The sequence below is a fragment of the Chitinophaga arvensicola genome (genome assembly GCF_900110835.1).
Lineage (GTDB): Bacteria > Bacteroidota > Bacteroidia > Chitinophagales > Chitinophagaceae > Chitinophaga > Chitinophaga arvensicola.
In genome coordinates this window covers 446774-466999 of record NZ_FOJG01000001.1, presented here as the reverse complement: position 1 = coordinate 466999, position 20226 = coordinate 446774, and the positions used below count along the sequence as shown (strand labels likewise).

Annotated in this window: 17 protein-coding genes; 10 read left to right on the top strand and 7 right to left on the bottom strand. The window is 45.8% G+C overall.

Annotated elements, in window-relative coordinates; genetic code table 11:
- The first annotated feature begins 41 nt into the window (after window positions 1-41).
- Window positions 42-1475 carry a sigma-54-dependent transcriptional regulator gene (locus BMW79_RS02025; RefSeq protein WP_089889861.1) on the top strand — a complete coding sequence of 478 codons (1434 nt, stop codon included), beginning with the start codon at window positions 42-44 and terminating at the stop codon, window positions 1473-1475.
- Between the two features lie 62 nt (window positions 1476-1537).
- On the opposite strand, the gene BMW79_RS02020 is transcribed toward BMW79_RS02025, so the two are convergent.
- Together BMW79_RS02020 and BMW79_RS02015 are read right to left on the bottom strand one after the other, a co-directional pair.
- On the bottom strand, window positions 1538-2953 hold the full coding sequence (locus BMW79_RS02020) for a hybrid sensor histidine kinase/response regulator (RefSeq protein ID WP_177192013.1): 1416 nt from the start codon (window positions 2951-2953) through the stop codon (window positions 1538-1540).
- An 88-nt stretch (window positions 2954-3041) separates the two neighbouring features.
- Window positions 3042-4481: a sensor histidine kinase gene (locus BMW79_RS02015; protein ID WP_177192012.1), complete on the bottom strand. Its 1440-nt coding sequence runs from the start codon at window positions 4479-4481 to the stop codon at window positions 3042-3044.
- 307 nt (window positions 4482-4788) lie between these two features.
- Between BMW79_RS02015 and BMW79_RS02010 the strand changes: the two genes are divergently transcribed.
- From BMW79_RS02010 to BMW79_RS01995, 4 genes are all read left to right on the top strand, one after another.
- Window positions 4789-5016, top strand: a complete 228-nt coding sequence (locus BMW79_RS02010) for a hypothetical protein (protein ID WP_089889854.1) — start codon at window positions 4789-4791, stop codon at window positions 5014-5016.
- 31 nt (window positions 5017-5047) lie between these two features.
- Window positions 5048-5602 (top strand): YciE/YciF ferroxidase family protein, encoded by a 555-nt coding sequence (locus tag BMW79_RS02005; protein WP_089889851.1) that lies wholly within the window; start codon window positions 5048-5050, stop codon window positions 5600-5602.
- Window positions 5603-5684: 82 nt separating this feature from the next.
- The gene (locus BMW79_RS02000; RefSeq protein WP_089889847.1) at window positions 5685-6551 is read left to right on the top strand and encodes an SDR family oxidoreductase; all 867 of its coding nucleotides are present in this window, start codon (window positions 5685-5687) and stop codon (window positions 6549-6551) included.
- Window positions 6544-7605: a DNA topoisomerase IB gene (locus tag BMW79_RS01995; protein ID WP_089889844.1), complete on the top strand. Its 1062-nt coding sequence runs from the start codon at window positions 6544-6546 to the stop codon at window positions 7603-7605. The genes BMW79_RS02000 and BMW79_RS01995 overlap by 8 nt, the downstream gene beginning before the upstream one ends.
- Before the next feature lie 27 nt (window positions 7606-7632).
- Here the strand turns inward: BMW79_RS01995 and BMW79_RS01990 are convergent, their stop codons facing one another.
- Window positions 7633-7980 (bottom strand): hypothetical protein, encoded by a 348-nt coding sequence (locus BMW79_RS01990; RefSeq protein WP_089889841.1) that lies wholly within the window; start codon window positions 7978-7980, stop codon window positions 7633-7635.
- 108 nt (window positions 7981-8088) lie between these two features.
- On the opposite strand from BMW79_RS01990, the gene ku reads away from it, so the two are divergent.
- The 4 genes from ku to BMW79_RS01970 are packed head-to-tail and all read left to right on the top strand — an operon-like array spanning window position 8089 to window position 13300.
- Window positions 8089-8874: a non-homologous end joining protein Ku gene (gene ku, locus BMW79_RS01985; protein ID WP_089889838.1), complete on the top strand. Its 786-nt coding sequence runs from the start codon at window positions 8089-8091 to the stop codon at window positions 8872-8874.
- Window positions 8871-11441 carry a DNA ligase D gene (gene ligD / locus BMW79_RS01980; protein WP_089889836.1) on the top strand — a complete coding sequence of 857 codons (2571 nt, stop codon included), beginning with the start codon at window positions 8871-8873 and terminating at the stop codon, window positions 11439-11441. The genes ku and ligD overlap by 4 nt, the downstream gene beginning before the upstream one ends.
- 28 nt (window positions 11442-11469) lie before the next feature.
- A complete protein-coding gene (locus BMW79_RS01975) occupies window positions 11470-11934 on the top strand; it encodes a DUF4199 domain-containing protein (RefSeq protein WP_089889833.1) in 465 nt (154 codons plus the stop codon).
- Window positions 11935-11956: 22 nt separating this feature from the next.
- Complete coding sequence (locus BMW79_RS01970; protein WP_089889830.1) at window positions 11957-13300, top strand: sigma-54-dependent transcriptional regulator; 1344 nt, start codon at window positions 11957-11959, stop codon at window positions 13298-13300.
- Here the strand turns inward: BMW79_RS01970 and chrA are convergent.
- From chrA to asnS, 4 genes are all read right to left on the bottom strand, one after another.
- On the bottom strand, window positions 13295-14488 hold the full coding sequence (gene chrA, locus BMW79_RS01965; protein ID WP_089889827.1) for a chromate efflux transporter: 1194 nt from the start codon (window positions 14486-14488) through the stop codon (window positions 13295-13297). The two genes, BMW79_RS01970 and chrA, sit on opposite strands and share 6 nt — an antisense overlap.
- A 325-nt stretch (window positions 14489-14813) precedes the next feature.
- A complete protein-coding gene (locus tag BMW79_RS01960; protein WP_089889825.1) occupies window positions 14814-15770 on the bottom strand; it encodes an isopenicillin N synthase family dioxygenase in 957 nt (318 codons plus the stop codon).
- A 72-nt stretch (window positions 15771-15842) separates the two neighbouring features.
- Window positions 15843-16364 carry an ExbD/TolR family protein gene (locus tag BMW79_RS01955; protein WP_089889822.1) on the bottom strand — a complete coding sequence of 174 codons (522 nt, stop codon included), beginning with the start codon at window positions 16362-16364 and terminating at the stop codon, window positions 15843-15845.
- Window positions 16365-16535: 171 nt separating this feature from the next.
- Window positions 16536-17975, bottom strand: coding sequence for an asparagine--tRNA ligase (gene asnS / locus BMW79_RS01950; RefSeq protein WP_177192011.1), 1440 nt, complete (start codon window positions 17973-17975; stop codon window positions 16536-16538).
- A 446-nt stretch (window positions 17976-18421) separates the two neighbouring features.
- On the opposite strand from asnS, the gene rho reads away from it, so the two are divergent.
- Window positions 18422-20140: a transcription termination factor Rho gene (gene rho / locus BMW79_RS01945; protein WP_089896744.1), complete on the top strand. Its 1719-nt coding sequence runs from the start codon at window positions 18422-18424 to the stop codon at window positions 20138-20140.
- The last annotated feature ends 86 nt before the right edge of the window (window positions 20141-20226 follow it).

Genomic DNA, 20226 nt, shown 5'->3' with positions numbered 1-20226 from the left:
TGATAAGCCATCTCTTGCCAATTACCACATATTAAAGAAGTATGAAAAATATTCTAATCATAGACGACGAAATTAACATCTGTACGCTTCTGAGCAAATTCCTCGGTAAACATGGTTTTGATGTAGATACCACCATGACTGGTAACGCTGCATTGAAAATGATGAAAGAAAAAACTTATGACCTGGTATTATGTGACTATAGACTGAAAGACACGGATGGCGCACAGTTGCTGCAGGATATTCACCAGATTAATCCTGCCACCATTGTAATTATTATTACCGGCTATACCGATGTAAGAGTAGCCGTAGAAATGGTGAAAAATGGCGCTTACGATTATCTTTCCAAACCTTTGTACCCGGACGAGATCCTCAACCTCGTACACAAAGCATTTGCGCACAAAGATGCAGAGCAGGAGAGAAGGGCTTCCAGACCCGTGGAATCAGGCAGTGAACCTGAAGTAAGAGAAACATTGTTATCGCGCAACCAGGACGATAAAAATAATAAATACGTATATGGTGAAAGTGAAGGCGCAAAAGAATTAATCCGCCAGATTAAACTGGTAGCGCCTACTGATTACAGCGTCATCATCTTTGGTGAAACCGGAACCGGTAAAGAATCTGTTGCCCATCTGATTCACCATCACAGCAAAAGAAATCAACAGCCGTTTGTGGCGCTCGACTGTGGTAGTCTTTCCAAGGAACTCGCCGCCAGTGAGCTGTTTGGTCACGAAAAAGGCTCCTTCACCGGTGCTATCAATACCAAGATTGGCGCTTTCGAACAGGCCCAGGGTGGTACCCTTTTCCTGGATGAAATTTCCAATCTGTCTTATGATATACAGGTAGCTTTACTCCGCGTTTTACAGGAAAAAGTAATCCGCCGCGTAGGTAGCCTGAAAGAAATTCCGATTGATGTACGCATCATCGTTGCTTCCAATGAAAAGCTCTCTGAATCCGTACAGCGCGGCAAATTCAGAGAAGATCTCTTCCATCGTCTGAATGAATTTACCATCTATATCCCACCATTAAGGGAACGCCGCGAAGATTTGCCATTGTTCACTACCGCCTTTGTAAACCAGGTGGAACGCGAACTCGATAAATCCTGTGGAAAGATATCTTCCGAAGTGTGGGATTGCTTCCAGCAATACAGCTGGCCTGGTAATATCCGTGAACTGAAAAACGTGATCAGAAGGGCTTGTCTGCTGACACCTGAAATGGAAGATATTACCATGATTGCATTGCCATTGGAAATGAAAGAATCATTTAATCAGCTGCCGGAAGAAGTACATATCTCCGGTGAACTGGCCATGATGTCTAACGACAACGACCTGAAAACCGTTGCCCTGCAGGCGGAATACAACAAGATTATCAATGTGCTGAAAGAAGTGAAGTACAATAAAACAAAAGCAGCGCAGGTACTCAATATCGATCGTAAAACCTTATACAATAAGTTAAGGTTGCTGAATATAAATTACTAAATTATTGAGAGCAGTGATTTGATTTACCTGGTGACACCCGTCACCAGGTAAATTTTTTTATGTCATGAGCTTACAGGCATGGCAATCGTAAAGATCGACCCCTTTCCCTGCTCACTGTCCACATGTATCGTTCCTTTGTGATTTAATAGTATATTTTGTGTGCTGGTTAACCCAAGACCGGTTCCTTTGGCTTTACTCGTATAGAAAGGATCAAACAATCTCGCCAGCTTCTCTTCCGGAATACCGGAGCCATTGTCGCGGATCATTAATTTTACTTTATCCAGCTGGCGTTCTGTGGTGATGGTAAGCACGCCTTTACCTGGCACCATTGCTTCTATCGCATTGATAATAATATTCAGAAAAGCAATCACTACTTTTTCTTCGTCGGCATTGATCATGACATCCGGCGATACAAGGGTCCGTTCTACCTTGATTTCATTGAGTTGCAGCCGGTCCTGCGACAATACCAACGCCTTTTCTATCAGGTCGTTGATCCCTTGTGGCGACATATGCAGTTCAATCATGCGGGTGCTGTGCAGCAACTCGGTGATCAACTGGTTAATGCGCGTACAGTTCCGCTCTATGATATCTGTGTATAGCAGTGTATCTTCATTTGCCACCACTTCCTCTTCTTCTTTAAACTGACTTACTGCCAGTAAAATATTCGTAAGCGGATTTCTTACTTCATGGGCAATGACCCTGGCAATACGTCCGGTGATCACGAATTTTTCCTGGTGTTGTTTCTCCTGTTCTTCTCTTTTCTTATCGGTAATATCCTGGATTACACAAAGGAAAATCTGGGATGCTTCATCCAGCATTACCGCATTAATGAGAACGACCAGTTTTTTATTGTCAGCCGTTTTGAAATCGTATTCTTCTGTATTGGCAATGCCATTATTACAAATATTATCGAGGAAGTTTTCACTTTGTTCCCTGGAGATAAAAAGATCACGAAGATGCAACCGTAGAATCTGTTCCCGGTCGTATCGTAATATCCTGAGTGCAGCAGGATTGGCGTCAATGATATTCCTGTCGCAATCGGCCAGCACGATCAGGTCGTGTGCTTTTTCGAAGATGCCATAATATTTTTTCTCGCTTTCCTCGATAGACCGGCGGTGATTGTATTCATCCAGGGCGTAGCGGATCGACCTTTCCAGCAGATCGGCAGTCATTTCGCCTTTTACCAGGTAATCGTAAGCGCCGGCCTGCATGGCTTCGCGGTCAATATTATAATCGCCTTTACCGGTAAGCATGATTACCGGTGGCTGATGACGCAGTTTATGGAGCCGGTGCAGGATATCGATCCCCGTATTGGGACCGAGGCGGTAATCTACCAGGAATACATCATGCGTATTGTTTTCAATAGCCGCCATTCCTTTCTGATAGGTAGATGCCCATTCCAGTACATATTGCCCCGGTGATATATCATGCAGCAATTCTGTTACGAGAAAGAAATCATCTTCGTCATCATCTATCATTAAAATGTGTATCGGGCGCTCACTCATCGCAAAAGATTGGAAGTTTTGGCAAAAATAAATTCACAGCAATAAAGGTGCTAGCCTTTTCTTAATCTGTAAGTGCATCCATCCGGGGGCGTTGTTTTAACGGCAGAATGATCACAAAGGTAGCGCCTTTACCCGGCTCTCCATAAGCCTGGATAAAGCCATTGTGGCTGTCTACGATCTTTTTACAAATCGCCAGTCCTATCCCGGTGCCGGAATACTCGCTGATGCCATGTAATCGCTGGAAAATCAGGAAGATGCGATCGGCATACGTTTGTTCAAAACCGATCCCATTGTCATCCAGGCTGATACGGCAATAGGTATCATTCCACCGGCTTTCTTTGGTTACCCCCAGTTCTTTTCCCAGCATTAACTGGTGGTGAATATTAATTTCCAGGCGCCTGTCCGGGCTGGCAAATTTGATAGAATTGGCCAGCAGGTTCTGAAACAGCTGATGGAAAGAAGTATCACTGCCTTCTATCACTGGTAGCTGATCATATTTAATCTGTACATTTTTTTCTTCCAGTGTTACTTCCAGGTCGCTCAGTACTTCCGTCAGCAGCTTGTTCATATCTACCGGGGTAATACTTTCAGGGGTAAGCCGGCCTGCCCTGGAAAAAATAAGCAGATCGTTGATAAGCACCCGCATCCTGGATACGGCCGACACCATACGGTCGATCAGCTGTGTGGCATCCGGAGGCAGCTGGTCCTTATATTTCATTTGCAGCCGGTCGCTGAAAGTTGAAATCTTTCTTAATGGCTCCTGCAGGTCATGGGAGGCTACATAGGCAAACTGTTCCAGCTCCTGGTTGGTTTTATTCAACAGGGAGATATTCTGTTGCAGATCACGCTGATAGGATTTCATCCGGCTTTCTATATGTAACTGCAGTTTGAATTCCCTGGTTAAGGTAATATAGGAATAAATGCCTATCAGAATAGCCACCAGTGAAGAAATGAAGATCATCGGCACCCACATCACCGCGAAGAAATGAAACAGTTCCGATTTTTCCTGTACCAGGGTTTCCTCAATCTTTAACATATCCCGCACCTTATTATCAATAAGGTCCATCGACTTTTCTCCCTCCTTAACATTAGAGAGCTGCTTTAACCGGGTGGCGCTCTCTGCTCCCAGTTGTAACTGCTGGTACTTAACGGCCAGCAGTTCACGAAGGGTATCAAGATGTTTTTGCTGCCTGGGGCTTTCGGCGGTTATTTTCCGTAATAACAGGTATTCCCGTTCAATTCTGTTACTGCGTACCTGCATGCTGGGATCAAGAAAAGAAGAGTCGTTTGTCAACGCATACCCCCTGACGGCGGCTTCGGCCTCCTTCAGTTGACGGGTAATTACCTCCAGTCTTTTAGAAACCTCAATGGCGTGATTCAGCCTGCCGGCATTGTCCAGCAGGTTTTTAGCAACCAGGTAAGAGAATACCGATGCTGCGACGATCACCGTAAATGCAATGAAAAAACCGAGTCTTATTTTTTTGTGTACTGAAAAATGCATCTGTATGTATGGGAAGTTGTGTAAGCATTTCAAGTTACTATTTATGTCTGAAATTTTAGGATTAAAAATTTGCTTTTTTTCCGGTAAGGGCTTTCTGAGCAACATATTCCACAGTATGACGTATAATTCTACAAGGCTTCCGGAAGAGGCACGCTACAACTTACTGCTGAGATAGAAAATTCCTGTAACTGTTTTCTGTATTAGGTTTCGGGAGATGTGGTGTGCAACAAATGCTCGCTGCTTCACTCGTGGAATGAACTTTGGATAACTAACAATAGTTCTTTACCAATAATAAAAATTGTGAGTTATGAATAATCCAGATAGAAATCAACAGCCTGCCCCAGATCCTACTCCTGATAAACAACAGCCTGGAAAAGAGCCGCCAACACCGGTTCAACCCCCTCCAAATAAACCGGAAGTTGAACCCATTCCACAGGAGATTCCGGACAGGGACACGCCTCATACACCTGCGGATCCGCAGGCTATACAGGAAAAAGAAGAAGCCTTTAAAAGACAATCACCCGAAAAGCTTTAACCATTCTTTCATCTAAAAAATTACTGTTATCATGCCTACCACTAAATCAGCCACCAACGGCACAACAAAAAAAGCCGGCAGCGAGAAGATGGCCAACTCCAAATTCCATGAACTGTTTATGGAAGAATTAAAGGACATCTATTGGGCAGAAAAAAACCTGGTGAAGGCCCTGCCTAAAATGCAGAAGGCTGCCACATCGGACGAGTTGAGTACCTGTATCGGTAATCACCTGGAAGAAACAAAAGGCCATGTATCCAGACTGGAACAGGTATTTGAATTACTCGGCAAAAAACCGCAGGCGAAAAAATGTGAAGCCATGGAAGGGCTGATTGCAGAAGGTCAGGAAGTAGTAGCAGATACAGATGCCGATACCGCCGTAAGAGACGCCGGTATTATCATTGCCTCCCAGAAAATTGAGCACTACGAGATATCCGCCTATGGCAGTTTACGCACGCTAGCCAATGTAATGGGCCATAATGAAGTAGCAAAATTACTGGAGCAAACTTTAAATGAAGAAAAGAATGCCGACAGCTTACTCACAGAAGTAGCTGAATCTACTGTTAATGAGGAAGCTGCAGCCGAGTAGGTGAAGGTTGGTTTTGTATAATTGTTAAATGAAAAACTGCAAGGGTCCCTGTGTGCACAGGGACTTTTTTTAATCAGATCTTATGCAAAAAACAAATCCCAAAAAAACCGTAAGACCCGCACGGAAACAAGCCGTTCAACCCGGGCTGGAAGAAGATATGAACCCCTCCCCGGTGTTTGAAAGGAGCAGTGCCAGAAAAGGTAAACTGCTCGATAAAGTAGCCCTCATTACCGGCGGCGACAGCGGCATAGGCCGGGCAGTTGCTGTAGCATTTGCCAAAGAAGGCGCCGATGTAGCCATTGCCTATTTTAATGAGCATACAGACGCTGAAACCACCTGCGAGCATATTACCCTCGCCGGCCGCGGGTGTATGCTGATTGCCGGCGATATCAGTAATGAGAAGCATTGTAATGATATTATAAAGAAAGTAATTAAGAAATTTGGTAAGATAGATATACTGGTCAATAATGCAGCGGTACAATACCCGCAGAAAGGAATCGAGGATATCAGTGCTGCACAGTTGCAGAAAACCTTTGAAACCAATATCTATCCACACTTTTACCTCACCAAGGCCGCCCTCCCGCATTTCTCCGAAGGAGGCAGTATCATCTGCACCACATCTGTTACAGCATACCGCGGTAGCAGCCACCTGATCGACTATAGCGCCACAAAAGGCGCCATCGTCTCCTTCGTCAGATCTTTATCTGCTTCCCTGTCCGATAAAGGTATCCGTGTAAATGGCGTAGCGCCCGGGCCCATCTGGACGCCACTGATCCCCGCTACCTTTACCCCGGAAGAAGTAGCCAAATTCGGGACTGATGTGCCGCTGAAACGTGCCGGCCAGCCAGTGGAAGTGGCGCCCTGTTACGTATTCCTTGCCAGCGACGAGGCCAGTTATCTCACCGGTCAGATTCTGCATCCCAATGGAGGGGAGATCGTCAATGGTTAACATAGATCAGATCACCGACCCCGTGGCCATCGCCAGATCCGCCAAACTACGCTATGTAAAGGCTGATTCGCCCGGCTATGCCCGCAAACGCAAAGGGAAAGCGTTTATTTACCTCGATAAAGACGGAAAAACCATCAAAGACGAGGAAATATTGCACCGCATCCGCAGCCTGGTACTACCACCCGCATGGGAAGACGTATGGATTTCCACCTGGGCCAATGGCCATTTACAGGCCACCGGTATCGATACCAAAGGCCGCAAACAATACCGCTATCATGCCGATTGGGGCAAGGCCCGCAATGAAACAAAATATTATCGACTGCGGCAGTTTGGCCAGAAATTGCCGGACATACGGAAACGCATAAACGAAGATTTGAAACATCCTACGCTCGATAAAGACAAAGTAATTGCCATTGCCTTATCCGTAATGGAAGAAACCCTTATCCGCGTTGGGAACGCTTCTTACGAACGTTTATACGGATCGCATGGCCTCACTACCCTGCGGGATAAACATGTGAAGATCAGCGGCGGCAAAGCCTTTTTCCGTTTCCGGGGCAAAAAAGGCGTAGAACATAAAATAGAACTCCGCGATGCCTCACTGGCAAAGCTGTTGAAGAAAGTACAGGATATTCCCGGCCAGGTGCTGTTTCAATATTACGATGAAAGCGGGGAACATAAAGGACTGGACTCAGGAGAAGTGAACGATTATATCAAACAGTGCTGTACTGAAAATGAATTTACCTGTAAGGACTTCCGCACCTGGGCTGGAACGGTGAATGCGTTAAATCTGCTGGCAGATCTTACCCCCTATGAATCCGTAACGGAGTGCCGCAGGAATATCGTAGCAATTATCGACGGTGTGGCGGGCAAACTGGGGAATACCCGCGCCGTGTGCAAGAAATATTATGTACATCCACAGATCCTCGATAGCTACGAAAAAGGCGACCTGGAGCCATGGTTGCAACTGCTGAGGGCTAAACGCAGTAAACCCGCCAGTGGCGGGTTACATGCGGATGAAAAAGTGCTGATGCAATTTCTTGAAGAGGCAGGGTAGCAGATAAAGGCGTCTGCTGCCAGCCTGTTATCCAAAGAGGATCTGGTCTTCCCTGTCTTCTACTTTTATTTTCTGAATGAATTCGTCAAAGCCGGCCTCTTCGTGTGAACTGTAAGCGCCATAAGCGTCCAGTACATAGCCCTTGATCCCTTGCTGGTCTTCCATTACATATAAAATAGAGGAATCTGATGGATCTGACTCTCCCTCAAAACGATAGGTTTTAATGATAGTCAGGTCTTCCGGGTTATAGATCTTCTGCTCGTCTGTATTTTGTAATCTTCCGTGATCGCTCATCTTTAACTCATGATCAAATCCTTTCTCATGAAGCTTTTCCAATACCCGTGATAAAGTTGTCATTTCACCTGGCTTTTCCATAAAATAAGGTTTTAGTTACTGATCGAAAAACCAAAAGTTATGCCGCGTTGTTTGAAGATCATGGTACCATTTGTGTTAACTTTTATTTAATACCAAAACTATCATATCATGCGAGCTATTTGGTCAGGATCCATAGGATTCGGGTTGGTAAATATTCCGGTGAAACTCTTCAGCGCTACCCAGGACAGCCGTCTGGACCTGGATATGCTGGATAGTAAAAACGGGGCACATATTAAATACCAGCGCATCAATGAAAATACAGGTAAAGAAGTACCCTGGGAACAAATTGTGAAAGGGTATTTATATAAAGATGAGTATGTTATACTCGAAGAAGAAGACTTTGAAGCCGCCAGCCCCAAGAAAAGCAAAATCATTGAAATAGAATCTTTTGTGGAAGAAACCGCCATTGATGATATCTATTTTGAATCCCCTTATTTTATTGAACCCGCGAAAGGAGGGGAAAAAGCATACGCTTTGCTACAGCAAACCCTGGAGAAAACAGGAAAGGCAGGCATCAGCCGCTTTGTACTGCGCACCCAGGAACACCTGGCAGTAGTAAGGCCACGGGAAAATTACCTGTTGCTCCAGCAACTCCGTTTTGCGGAAGAAATACGCTCCGCCAGCGATCTTACCCTGCCTTCACATGTGAAAATTGCCAAGAAAGAGTTGGATATGGCCATAGAACTGGTGAAACAGTATACCACCGAATTTGATATCAGTCAGTATAAAGATGAATATAAAGCAGAGCTGCTTAAGATCATCAAAGCCAAAGCCGGTGGCAAGAAAACCGTGGTGAAGAAAATGCGTGTAGTGCATACCAAGAGCGATAACCTCTTCGATCAGCTGAAAGCAAGCCTGGGAAGTAAGCCCACCACTAAAAAACGTGCATCATGACCCTGTCGAAATATAAGCAGAAAAGGAACTTCAAAGAAACTACAGAACCCGTTGCCGGCAAGCCGGAAACAGGGAAGCATATCTTTGTAGTGCAACGTCACCACGCTTCCCGGCTGCATTATGATTTCAGGCTGGAAGTAGATGGCGTACTGAAAAGTTGGGCAGTGCCGAAAGGGCCTTCCATGAACCCGGCAGATAAACGCCTGGCTATGGAAGTTGAAGATCATCCTTATGATTATAAAGATTTTGAAGGTACCATCCCCGCAGGCAATTACGGCGCTGGCACTGTGTACATCTGGGATAAAGGCACTTTTGAACTGATGAATCCGGATGGCAAAAGTTTCGATAAAGAAGCACTCAGGGAGCTGAAATCCGGCGATCTGAAAATAGTGATGAAAGGAAAAAAGCTAAAGGGAGAATTTGCATTGGTGAAGATGAAGGGAAAGGAAGACAACGCCTGGCTGCTGATCAAACACAAAGATAAATACGCGGTAGACGAATATAACAGTGAAGACTATACGCCAGAAAGAGTAAAGGCGCAGGGAGAAAAAGAAAAGGCCGCCGCCAAGGTGGCAAAAAAAAAATCAGTAGCCGTGGTTAGAAGCGCGGATGCAAAAAAAAACACTAAGGAAAAATCTTCACCCGCTACACCCGCATCTGCAAAAAAGGCTGCCCGCCCCGCTAAGAAGAGCGCAATAAAGAAAGTATATAAACCCATGCTCACTACCCTCGTCCGTGAAGCTTTTGATGGCGATAACTGGCTTTTTGAAACCAAGTGGGATGGATATCGTGCTATTGCCAGTGTAGAGAAGAACAAGGCTACTTTATATTCCAGGAATGAAAAATCCTTTAACAAAGATTATCCGCCGATAGTGGCTGCCGTGGAGAAAATTTCGCATAACGTGGTACTGGATGGCGAAGTTATTGTACTTGATAATAAAGGACATGCTGATTTTCAGTCGCTGCAGAACTATAAAACCACCGGCAAGGGAAAACTCATTTACGCTGTATTTGACCTGTTGCACCTCGACGGGCATGAATTGCAGCAATTGCCTCTGCTGGAAAGGAAAAGCTTGTTGAAAGACCTGGTAGCATCCCTGGATGATCCCGCTATCCGCTTTTCCACACATGTACTGAAAAAGGGAACCGCCTTTTTTGAAAAGGCCAGGAAGCAGCAATGGGAGGGTATCATCGCCAAGAAAGCAGACAGTATCTATGAGGAGGGCAGGAGAGGTCTCTCCTGGCTGAAAATAAAGATACTCAATGAACAGGAAGCACTGATCTGCGGCTACACGGCACCGCGCGGCAGCAGGAAGAAAATAGGCGCATTGGTACTGGGCATCTACGAAAATAAAAAGTTGAAATACATAGGCCATTGCGGCGGCGGACTCAACGAAGCGCTCATTACGGAACTCTACGACCGTCTGCAACCGCTGATCACAAAAACATCTCCTTTCTCAGAAAAAGTGACCACCAATATGCCCGTTACCTGGGTAAAGCCATCACTGGTTTGCCAGGTGAAATTCCAGGAATGGACCGGCGACGGACATCTGCGCCAGCCTATATTCCTGGGCCTGCGGGAAGATAAGCCTGCGAAAGAAGTACGTCCTGAAAAAGCAAAAAATTTAACCATGGCTACTACTATTGAAAAAGAACGCACCCTTACGCTCAACAGCAAGAAAGTACCACTGACCAATCAGTCTAAAATTTACTGGCCGGACGAGAAGATCAGCAAGGGGGAACTGATCGATTACTACCTGGCCGCCGCACAATATATTTTACCACACCTGAAAGACCGGCCACTTTCCCTGCATCGCTTTCCCAATGGGATTAAAGGCCCCTCTTTTTATCAGAAGGACCTGGATCTGGAACATGCCCCGGCATGGATAAAAAGCGTGCCCCTGCTGGCCGATTCCACGGGTAAGGAGGTAGACTACCTGGTATGCAACAACGAAGCTACCCTGGCTTATATGGTGAACCTGGGCTGTATAGAAATCAATCCCTGGTTGTCGCGGCTGAGCAGCCTGGATAAGCCAGATTTTATGGTGCTGGACCTGGATCCGGAGAATATTGATTTTAAGTATGTGGTGGAAACCGCCTTACATATCAAAGATCTGCTCGACAGTTTCAAGATGACATCTTTCTGTAAAACTTCCGGCTCTACCGGGCTGCATATTTATGTGCCTACGGGCGCAAAATATCCTTATGATGCTACCCGTCTTTTTGCGGAATATATTGCACGGCATGTAAATGAAGAGTTGCCGAAAAGTACCAGTGTAGTACGTGCTAAATCTGCCAGAAATAAAAAAGTATATATCGACTTCCTGCAGAACAGTCGCGGTCAAACGGTGGCGTCTCCTTATTCCGTGAGGCCCAAGCCTGGTGCTACCGTGTCTATGCCACTCGACTGGAAAGAAGTGAATGAAAAGCTGAAGATCAGTGATTTTAATATCCATAACTCACTTGAACGTATAAACGAAAAGGGCGACTTATGGCACGATATTAAAAGTGTTAAAAATGACTTGCGCAAAGTAATCCGTGAAATTGAAAGTAATACCGGCGCATGATCTTTTTGTTCATTTAAATACTGATGTTATGGAAAAGCCTTTATCTTCAAAAGCACTACCGGCGTATGGGTTCATTCTCGGCGTAATTGCCATTGTTTTTACCCTGATCTTTTATGTAACAAAGCTGTACGGGAATTTGTGGATGGGTTATTTCGGTAACCTCATTATGTTCCTGGGTGTACTGATCTCCATTATTCATTATAACCGGATCCATAAGGACAAAACTTCTGCAATGTCTGCCTTTTCTATGGGCCTGCGAACCACTATCATTGCTACCATTTTATATGCGGCTTTCCTGCTGATCTTTCACCTGGTAGTGGGAGGTACGCCTTCCCAGGGTTTGCAGGAAGAAGATACCGTGAAAGATAACTTCTGGATTTACTTCCTGGGCAATGCAATTTTCGTGAATCTCCTGGTGGGGGTAGTAGCTGCCGTACTCGGGGCGATGGTTTTTAAATCAAATCAGAAGACCGATAAATCAAAAGCGGCATAGGAACTATTATCTTTGCAGGGCTATGTCTAAAGGCCATATTTTAATAATCGATGACGAAGACCAGCTGCGCAAGCTTTTGAGCCGCCTGCTGGCCCTGGAAGGATATACGCTCTATGAAGCGGCTAATGTCAGGTCTGCCCTGAAGCTCCTGGAAAAGGAAGAAATACAGGTGATCCTGTCCGATGTAAAACTACCCGACGGCAACGGGGTGGAACTGGTGCAGCAGATACGTGCCAGGCATCCTGAAACGGAGACTATTGTGCTGACAGCCTACGGGAACATCGCCGATGGGGTACAGGCCATCAAAAACGGGGCATTCGACTATATCACCAAAGGCGACGACAACAACCGCATTCTCCCCCTGGTGAGTAAAGCTATGGATAAGGCGCATCTGCAATTCCGTATCCGCGACCTGGAAAAGAAAATAGGTGGGAAATATAACTTTGGCAGTATCCTGGGCGAGTCTCCTGAAATACAAGCCGCTATTGCCCTGGCAGAAAAGGTGGCGCCTTCGGAAATGACGGTGTTGTTACTCGGCGAAACCGGTGCCGGTAAAGAGGTATTTGCCCAGGCGATTCACCAGGGCAGCCAGCGCCGCCAGCAACCCTTTGTAGCGGTTAACTGCAGCGCCTTCGGAAAAGAAATCCTCGAAAGTGAATTATTCGGACACGTGGCAGGCGCCTTTACCGGCGCGGTAAAAGATAAAAAAGGTTTTTTTGAAGAAGCCCGGGGTGGTACCATTTTCCTGGATGAAATAGGGGAGATGGCCATCGAATTACAGGCAAAGATGCTCCGGGTACTGGAAACCCAGGAGTTCTACAAAGTAGGGGAAACCAAACCCACTAAAACGGATGTACGCATCATTGCGGCTACCAACCGACAGCTGGAACAGGAAATTGCGTCAGGACATTTCCGCGCCGACCTGTATTACCGCCTGTCGGCTTTCCAGATTTCCCTGCCCTCGCTGAACGAAAGAAGGAAAGACATCCCCGTGCTGGCTTCCTGGTTCCTGCAGCAGATTTCTCCCAAAATGAACAAACGTATTACCGGTATCACACCGGCCTTTCTACAGGCGCTGCAGCAGCACAGCTGGAAAGGGAATATCAGGGAATTGCGTAATGTGATTGAAAGAGCCGCTATTCTAACGGACACGGATATCCTGGATACCCCCGTGCTGCCGTTCGATTTTCAGCAGGGAACCGCTGCAGACGCATCTTCCTTAAAGCTGGCAGATATGGAAAAGGCTCATATTATCCGGGTACTGGCGCACGCCAAGGGCAATAAAACCAGGGCCGCAGAACTCATGGGCATCGGCTTAACCACCCTGTACAATAAAATTAAAGAATACAATATCAACGCATCATAATAGCCAGCCCAATAACAGGCACGCCAGTACGATAAAGGGAGAAGGCACTCTTGTAAGGCATAGCAATGCCAGCGTACTGGCCATAATCAGCAGGTTGTACCAGTTGATCGGTATCACAAAGAAGAGAATAAAGGTGGCCGCCCACATAATCCCCACCACTACCGCGTTGATCCCTTCCAGGGCGCGGTAAATCACCACATATTTTTTCAGGTTATTCCAGATCGGGAAAAAGAACAGCACCAGCAGCAAACTGGGCAGAAAAATAGCGATAGGCGCTATGATACAGCCCAGGAACTGGTAGCCCATTCCCAGGTTACGCATGGCCATGCCGCCTACATACGCGGATATGGAGAAGGTAGGACCAGGGAGCGCCCGCATGATACCGGCTCCTGTCAGCAGTTCTTCGGCAGACAGGTACTGCGATTTGGCGCGGGTAACATACTGTTCCAGCATCATGGCTATCAGAATATCACCACCGCCAAAAACGAGGCTGCCGAAACGGTAAAAGTTTTCGAAGAGGTTAAACGGGCGGCGGGTAATCCATTCATGGGTACGCGCCAGCTCCGAAAAGAATCCCGCCAGGATAAAAAGCAATACAAACAGCCAGATATTACCCCATTGGATTTTCCGTGGCTTTTCCGCCACACCTGGAATACGTTTGTTACTGAAATTGGAGACAATGCCCCCCAAAATAATGAGTGCCGGGAAGGTCCAGGGCGATTTCAGGTAAAAAGCAGTGAACATCGACACCACCATGATGGCAAAGGTGGCCATGCTGTTGATACTGATCTTGAAAGCCCGGATCCCGCCATAGGCCAGGAATCCTACGGCCATGGGCTGCACGTATTTGAAAATATCCGTGTGCAGCGCATTGGCGCCAAAATACTGCAGCAGGAAACTCAGGGAGCCCATGATCAGGCAGGCCGGTGAAATCCAGATCAGCAGCGTAACAATGGCGAGTAAAGCCCCGCCACGTTTATAGCCTATTAAGGTAAGGGTCTGGGAAGAAGAGGCGCCGGGAAGCAGCTGGCAGAAAGCGTTGTATTCCATCAGCTCCTGTTCCGTTACATCCTTGCGTTGCTGTACAAAAGTTTTCATCATCATAGCCAGGTGACCTTGCGGGCCTCCGTAGGCGGTGATGCTATGTAGTAGCACTGCTTTTAGAAAAGGAATATGACGTAGAAGCACAGTTTATTTTAGTGTATGCCGAATGGACAAGTTATAAGGTAATCAAATATCCGGACAAAATACAACCGTGTTGCTATAATTGGAAATTCCGGAAACAATAAAGGCACAATACTTGTAATATCGGTGAACATTATAACGAATATGGCCTTTTGTCCGTTGTGATCAGTTTTGTTACTAGATAGGTTAATTACCCACCAACATCGATGAATGTTCGGATCTAAAGAATAACCATATTGAGAAAAACCGTTAAAGAAGAGACTTGCTTATACGCAGGATATTTACAAAGTCCCGGTTGATAGCGCCGGGACTTTGCTATGCGTAATAATTACTTTTTCAATCCTATCTCACGTAAACGTTCGTCCAGGTATTCACCGGCAGTAATAGGCTCATACGCCAGCGGATGTTCTGCAGTCACACAGCTTTCCAGGCAATCCAGTTTCATATTTGATTTCGGGTGCAGGAAGAAGGGAATCGAATAGCGGGAAGTATTCCACATTTCGCGGGGAGGATTCACCACGCGGTGAGTGGTAGATTTTAAACGATCGTTGGTCAAACGCTGTAGCATATCGCCCACATTTACCACAATCTGTTCCGGTAAGGAAGTAACCGGTACCCAGTTATTTTGTTTATCCAGGATCTGTAAACCATCTGCAGACGCGCCTACCAGCAAAGTGATGAGGTTGATATCCTCGTGCTGCTCTGCCCGGATCGCCGATTTAGGCTCCTGCGTAATGGGAGGATAGTGAATCGCTCTCAGGATGGAATTACCGTTATGTATTTTGTCGTCAAAAAAGAACTCATCCAGTCCGAGGAACAGGGCAATAGCCTGCAACAGGTATTTACCGGATTTTTCAAATCCCCGGTAAGCTTTAAAGAAAGTAGGCGTAAAGGCCGGTACTTCTGCTACCTGTACATTCTCAGGGTATTCGGAACTGATGGGATCATTGTCTTCCACTGTCTGGCCAAACTGGAAGAACTCTTTCAGATCCGGTGCTTCGTAGCCTTTGGCGTGTTCTTTACCAAAAGAGGTATAGCCGCGCTGGCCGGCCAGTTCCGGAATTTCGTATTGGTGTTTTGTATCAAAGGGAAGCTTGAAAAATTCCTGCACATATTTGTAGAGGTCCGCAATCAGCTCATCAGGAATTCCGTGATTCTTTACCGCTACAAAACCAACTTCTTCATAAGCTTTACCTAACTGCTGCACAAAGGCTGCTTTTCGTCCTGCATCTCCGGAAGTGAAGTCTGCAAGGTCCACTGAGGGGATTGAGTGGGTAGTTGCCATATCTTAATATATTGTTTTGGAGCAATAAAGGTAGCGAAAAATAGCGGTTAGCCCCCCAGCTAACCGCTACTACTATTTAAAATAGGCCGCCTCTTTATCATTGATATCCACCACAGCGTAGCGGTCTATTTTACTGATGAGCAATTCATCCATGATATCCACCACATTTTTATAGTTAGAACCTTTGTCTGCTTTTACCAGCACCATGAGGTCGTTTTTATTGAAGGCCTGGTATACGGCTGCTTTTTTCTCCATGATCACATCCCGGATGCCGTGCTGGTTGGCATAGCTGCTATAGTGCACCTGTGGCGGTGTTGCCGGATCGTCGCCCATGCCTTCGTACCAGGCAATACGATTGTTAGGACCCAGAATTACTGTCAGCGCCTTTTTAGCTGGCAACGACATCGGTGGGCCATCTTCCCTGGGCATCACCAGATCCATGGTTTTAGGTTTGGCCATGGTAGTAGTGAGCATAAAGAATGTGATCAGCAGAAATCCCAGATCTACCATAGGTGTCATATCTACACGTGTTGATTTCTTATTGCTGCGGGTACCTCTTTTGCCTCCTTCGGGAGCAGTATTCATTTCAGCCATATATAACGGTTTAGGTTAAACGAAAATGGTTGAAAGCGCTTTCAATAGTATAGATGCAGCCGGCGTATATTTCCATACGCGGATGTTTTTATTTTTTGGGGAGATAAAAAAAGAAGGGAGACAGCATCGCTATCTCCCTCCGGGTATAAAATTTTAAAATAAAGCTGCGGACTAAAACTCTGCGCTCTTCGGTGTTCTTGGGAATGGAATCACGTCACGGATGTTGGTCATACCGGTAACAAACAGCATGAGGCGTTCGAAGCCAAGACCAAAGCCAGCGTGCGGTGCGGTACCAAAGCGGCGGGTATCCAGGTACCAGCTCAGTTCTTCTACCGGTACATGCATTTCTTCCATGCGTTTTACCAGTTTGTCGTAGTTCTCTTCACGCTGGGAACCGCCTACCATTTCACCGATGCCAGGGAACAGGATATCCATTGCCCTTACGGTTTTGTTATCCTCGTTGAGCTTCATGTAGAACGACTTGATTTCTTTAGGATAATCGGTTAAGATCACCGGTTTCTTAAAGTGTTTTTCTACCAGGTAACGTTCGTGTTCACTCTGCAGATCAGCGCCCCAGTCTTCAATCAGGTACTGGAACTTCTTGTTTTTATTATGCTTGCTGTTCTTCAGGATGTCGATTGCTTCTGTATACGTGATACGTACAAATTCGTTGTTCAGTACAAACTCCAGTTTTTCGATGAGGCCCATTTCACTGCGCTCATTCTGGGGTTTTTGTTTATCTTCTTCCACGAGGCGGCTGGCCAGGAAGTCAAGGTCATCGCGGTTGTTGTCCAGTATATAGCCAACTACTGATTTGATGAAGGCTTCCGCCAGGTCCATGTTGTCAGCCAGTTCATAAAAGGCCATTTCCGGCTCAATCATCCAGAACTCCGCCAGGTGACGGGCGGTGTTGGAATTTTCTGCACGGAAAGTAGGACCAAAGGTGTAGATATCACCAAAGGCCATGGCGCCGAGTTCTCCTTCCAGTTGCCCGGAAACAGTGAGGTTGGTGGATTTACCAAAGAAATCCTCTTTGTAATCGATATCGCCGTTTTCGGTCAGTGGTGGCTTCTTCATGTCCAGTGTGGTAACACGGAACATTTCACCTGCACCTTCCGCGTCAGATGCAGTAATGATAGGCGTATGCAGGTATACGAAGCCGCGTTCGTTGAAGAAGCGGTGTACTGCAAATGCCAGTGCATGACGTACGCGGAAAATGGCGCCGAAAGTATTGGTACGGAAACGCAGATGTGCTATTTCACGCAGGTATTCCAGGCTGGGCTTGTTTTTCAGCTGCAACGGATATTTCTCCGGATCACAGTCGCCCAGTATTTCCAGTGTAACGGCCTTCAGTTCTACTTTCTGGCCTTTACCGAGAGAAGGAATAATTTCGCCGGTAGCGCTGATAGCAGCACCGGTAGTGATGCGCTTCAGCAGCGCTGCATCTGTATTTTCGGTATTGATTACTATCTGTAAATTATTATTGGTGGAGCCATCGTTCAAAGCTATAAACTGATTGTTGCGGAATGAACGCACCCAACCCTTAACTGTAACTTCGTAGTTTGTCTTGTCGTCCGACAAGATTTGTTTGACTTTCACCCTTTGGCTCATAATATATAAAATTTAGGACTGCAAAAATAAGTGGAAAACTTCATAGTATATAGTCCGGGTTCCCGGCTTTTTCCCGGGCCGGGTCGCCAAGGAAATGTTAAAAATGAGCCGTTAAACAAGCCGGACCCCAGCACAAGCAAGGGTTTGCGCGCCCGGTCAATAGTCGGATACAGCCCGGAAACAGCCCTTTTCAGGGCCTGGTTTGGGGCAATTTGCCCTTAAATATTTTTGGATAATAGTAAAACTTGTTTTAATCTTGCGGTATATTCTGCCTGATTAAGTTCATTTTTCCATCTTCATCGGCAGTTCCTAAACTCAATCATTCCCTATCAAATTTAATAAGCTAATTAAATTTATTGACTCAAAAACAATTATTTGTAATTGGTGTATGTTGGTATGCAGTGGTACCCGCCTCACAACACTTCTAAAATTTGACAACACAGATGATGTACGACATCTTACAACTGAACGACATGCTCGTTCCTGAGCTGCTTGATATTGCAGAGAAACTGGACGTTCCCAACGCGAAAAAACTGAACAAACAGGACCTCATCTACAAAATTCTTGATAAACAAGCTGTACTTGCCTCAGAAGATAACCAAGCCAACGGAGACGAAAAAAAAGCACGTAAACGCAAACCTGTAAAGAAAGACGAAGCTAACCACGCTGCTGAAGAACCTGCTCACGCTGAAGAAAAACCCGCTGCTAAAAAACCTGCAGCTGCAAAGAAAGCCACCGGTACAAAATCAAAAGATCATGACGCGGATGAAACACCGGCCAATTCTGCTAAACCTAAAATAAAAGATTTCGAAATAGATCTCGATAGCATTCCTTCTCTCACCTTCGATGATGATGATGATATTATCATCCCTTCTTTTACAGAAGATGAAGAACCCGAAGAAGAGGAAGAAGAAGTAGTAGTGATTCCTCCTACGGAAGAAGAACTCGATGAAGACGATGATTTTGTTGTACCAGGCGAAATTCCAATTGCACCTGCTGCCCAGAAAAATCGCTTCCCCAACAAGAAAGAACCTGTTTTCAATATAGAATTTGATGGTGTTATTGTGAGTGAAGGCGTACTGGAAATGATGCCTGATGGCTATGGTTTCCTCCGCTCTTCCGATTATAACTACCTCAGTTCACCGGATGATATTTATGTATCTCCATCACAGATTAAACTCTTCGGTCTCAAAACAGGTGATACTGTAAAAGGCTCTGTACGTCCGCCTAAAGAAGGAGAGAAGTACTTTGCTTTGCTGAAAGTGGAAACTATTAATAATAAGTCACCGGAAGAAGTACGTGACCGCGTACCTTTCGATTACCTGACACCACTGTTTCCATTTGAAAAACTTAGATTAACTACCACTTCCAATAACTACTCTACGCGTATCATGGATATGTTTACGCCTATCGGTAAAGGACAACGCGGACTGATCGTAGCGCAGCCTAAGGTAGGTAAAACCATGTTACTGAAAGAAGTAGCCAACGCCATCGCTACCAACCACCCGGAAATTTACCTGATGGTGGTACTGATCGATGAACGTCCGGAAGAGGTAACTGATATGGAACGTAGCGTAAAGGCAGAAGTGATCGCTTCTACCTTCGATGAACCAGCTGAAAAACACGTGAAAGTTTCTGCCATCGCCCTGCAAAAAGCAAAACGCCTGGTAGAATGCGGTCATGATGTGGTAATCCTGCTGGATTCCATTACCCGTCTCGCCAGAGCACACAATACCGTGGCACCTGCTTCCGGTAAAGTACTCAGCGGTGGTGTGGAAGCAAACGCCATGCAGAAACCTAAACAATTCTTTGGTGCGGCCCGTAAAATTGAGCACGGTGGTTCACTGACCATCCTCGCTACTGCATTGATCGATACCGGTTCCAAAATGGATGAGGTGATCTTCGAAGAATTTAAAGGTACCGGTAACATGGAATTGCTGCTGGATCGTAAACTGGCTAACAAACGTATCTTCCCGGCGATCGATGTATCTGCATCTTCTACCCGTCGTGATGATCTGTTGCTGGATAAAGATTCCCTGAAACGTATTCACATCCTGCGTAACCACCTCGGTGATATGAACACAGATGAGTCTATGCACTTCATGCTGCAGCATATGCGTGGAACTAAGAACAACGAAGAATTCCTGATTTCTATGAACAGCTAGGATCAGTAAAATGATAAAATAAAAAACCCGTTACGGATAGCCGTAACGGGTTTTTTATTTTGAGATGAATGTAATTAGCACATAAA

Bases quoted from the DNA above. Each gene is read 5' to 3' on its own strand.
- BMW79_RS02025 (WP_089889861.1), top strand. From the start codon at position 42: ATGAAAAATATTCTAATCATAGACGACGAAATTAACATCTGTACGCTT.
- ku (WP_089889838.1), top strand. From the start codon at position 8,089: ATGCGAGCTATTTGGTCAGGATCCATAGGATTCGGGTTGGTAAATATT.
- asnS (WP_177192011.1), bottom strand. From the start codon at position 17,975: ATGAGCCAAAGGGTGAAAGTCAAACAAATCTTGTCGGACGACAAGACA.
- BMW79_RS01995 (WP_089889844.1), top strand. From the start codon at position 6,544: ATGGTTAACATAGATCAGATCACCGACCCCGTGGCCATCGCCAGATCC.
- BMW79_RS02015 (WP_177192012.1), bottom strand. From the start codon at position 4,481: ATGCATTTTTCAGTACACAAAAAAATAAGACTCGGTTTTTTCATTGCA.
- rho (WP_089896744.1), top strand. From the start codon at position 18,422: ATGTACGACATCTTACAACTGAACGACATGCTCGTTCCTGAGCTGCTT.
- BMW79_RS01975 (WP_089889833.1), top strand. From the start codon at position 11,470: ATGGAAAAGCCTTTATCTTCAAAAGCACTACCGGCGTATGGGTTCATT.
- BMW79_RS01955 (WP_089889822.1), bottom strand. From the start codon at position 16,364: ATGGCTGAAATGAATACTGCTCCCGAAGGAGGCAAAAGAGGTACCCGC.
- BMW79_RS02005 (WP_089889851.1), top strand. From the start codon at position 5,048: ATGCCTACCACTAAATCAGCCACCAACGGCACAACAAAAAAAGCCGGC.
- BMW79_RS01990 (WP_089889841.1), bottom strand. From the start codon at position 7,980: ATGGAAAAGCCAGGTGAAATGACAACTTTATCACGGGTATTGGAAAAG.
- BMW79_RS01960 (WP_089889825.1), bottom strand. From the start codon at position 15,770: ATGGCAACTACCCACTCAATCCCCTCAGTGGACCTTGCAGACTTCACT.
- BMW79_RS02010 (WP_089889854.1), top strand. From the start codon at position 4,789: ATGAATAATCCAGATAGAAATCAACAGCCTGCCCCAGATCCTACTCCT.
- BMW79_RS02020 (WP_177192013.1), bottom strand. From the start codon at position 2,953: ATGATAGATGATGACGAAGATGATTTCTTTCTCGTAACAGAATTGCTG.
- BMW79_RS01970 (WP_089889830.1), top strand. From the start codon at position 11,957: ATGTCTAAAGGCCATATTTTAATAATCGATGACGAAGACCAGCTGCGC.
- ligD (WP_089889836.1), top strand. From the start codon at position 8,871: ATGACCCTGTCGAAATATAAGCAGAAAAGGAACTTCAAAGAAACTACA.
- BMW79_RS02000 (WP_089889847.1), top strand. From the start codon at position 5,685: ATGCAAAAAACAAATCCCAAAAAAACCGTAAGACCCGCACGGAAACAA.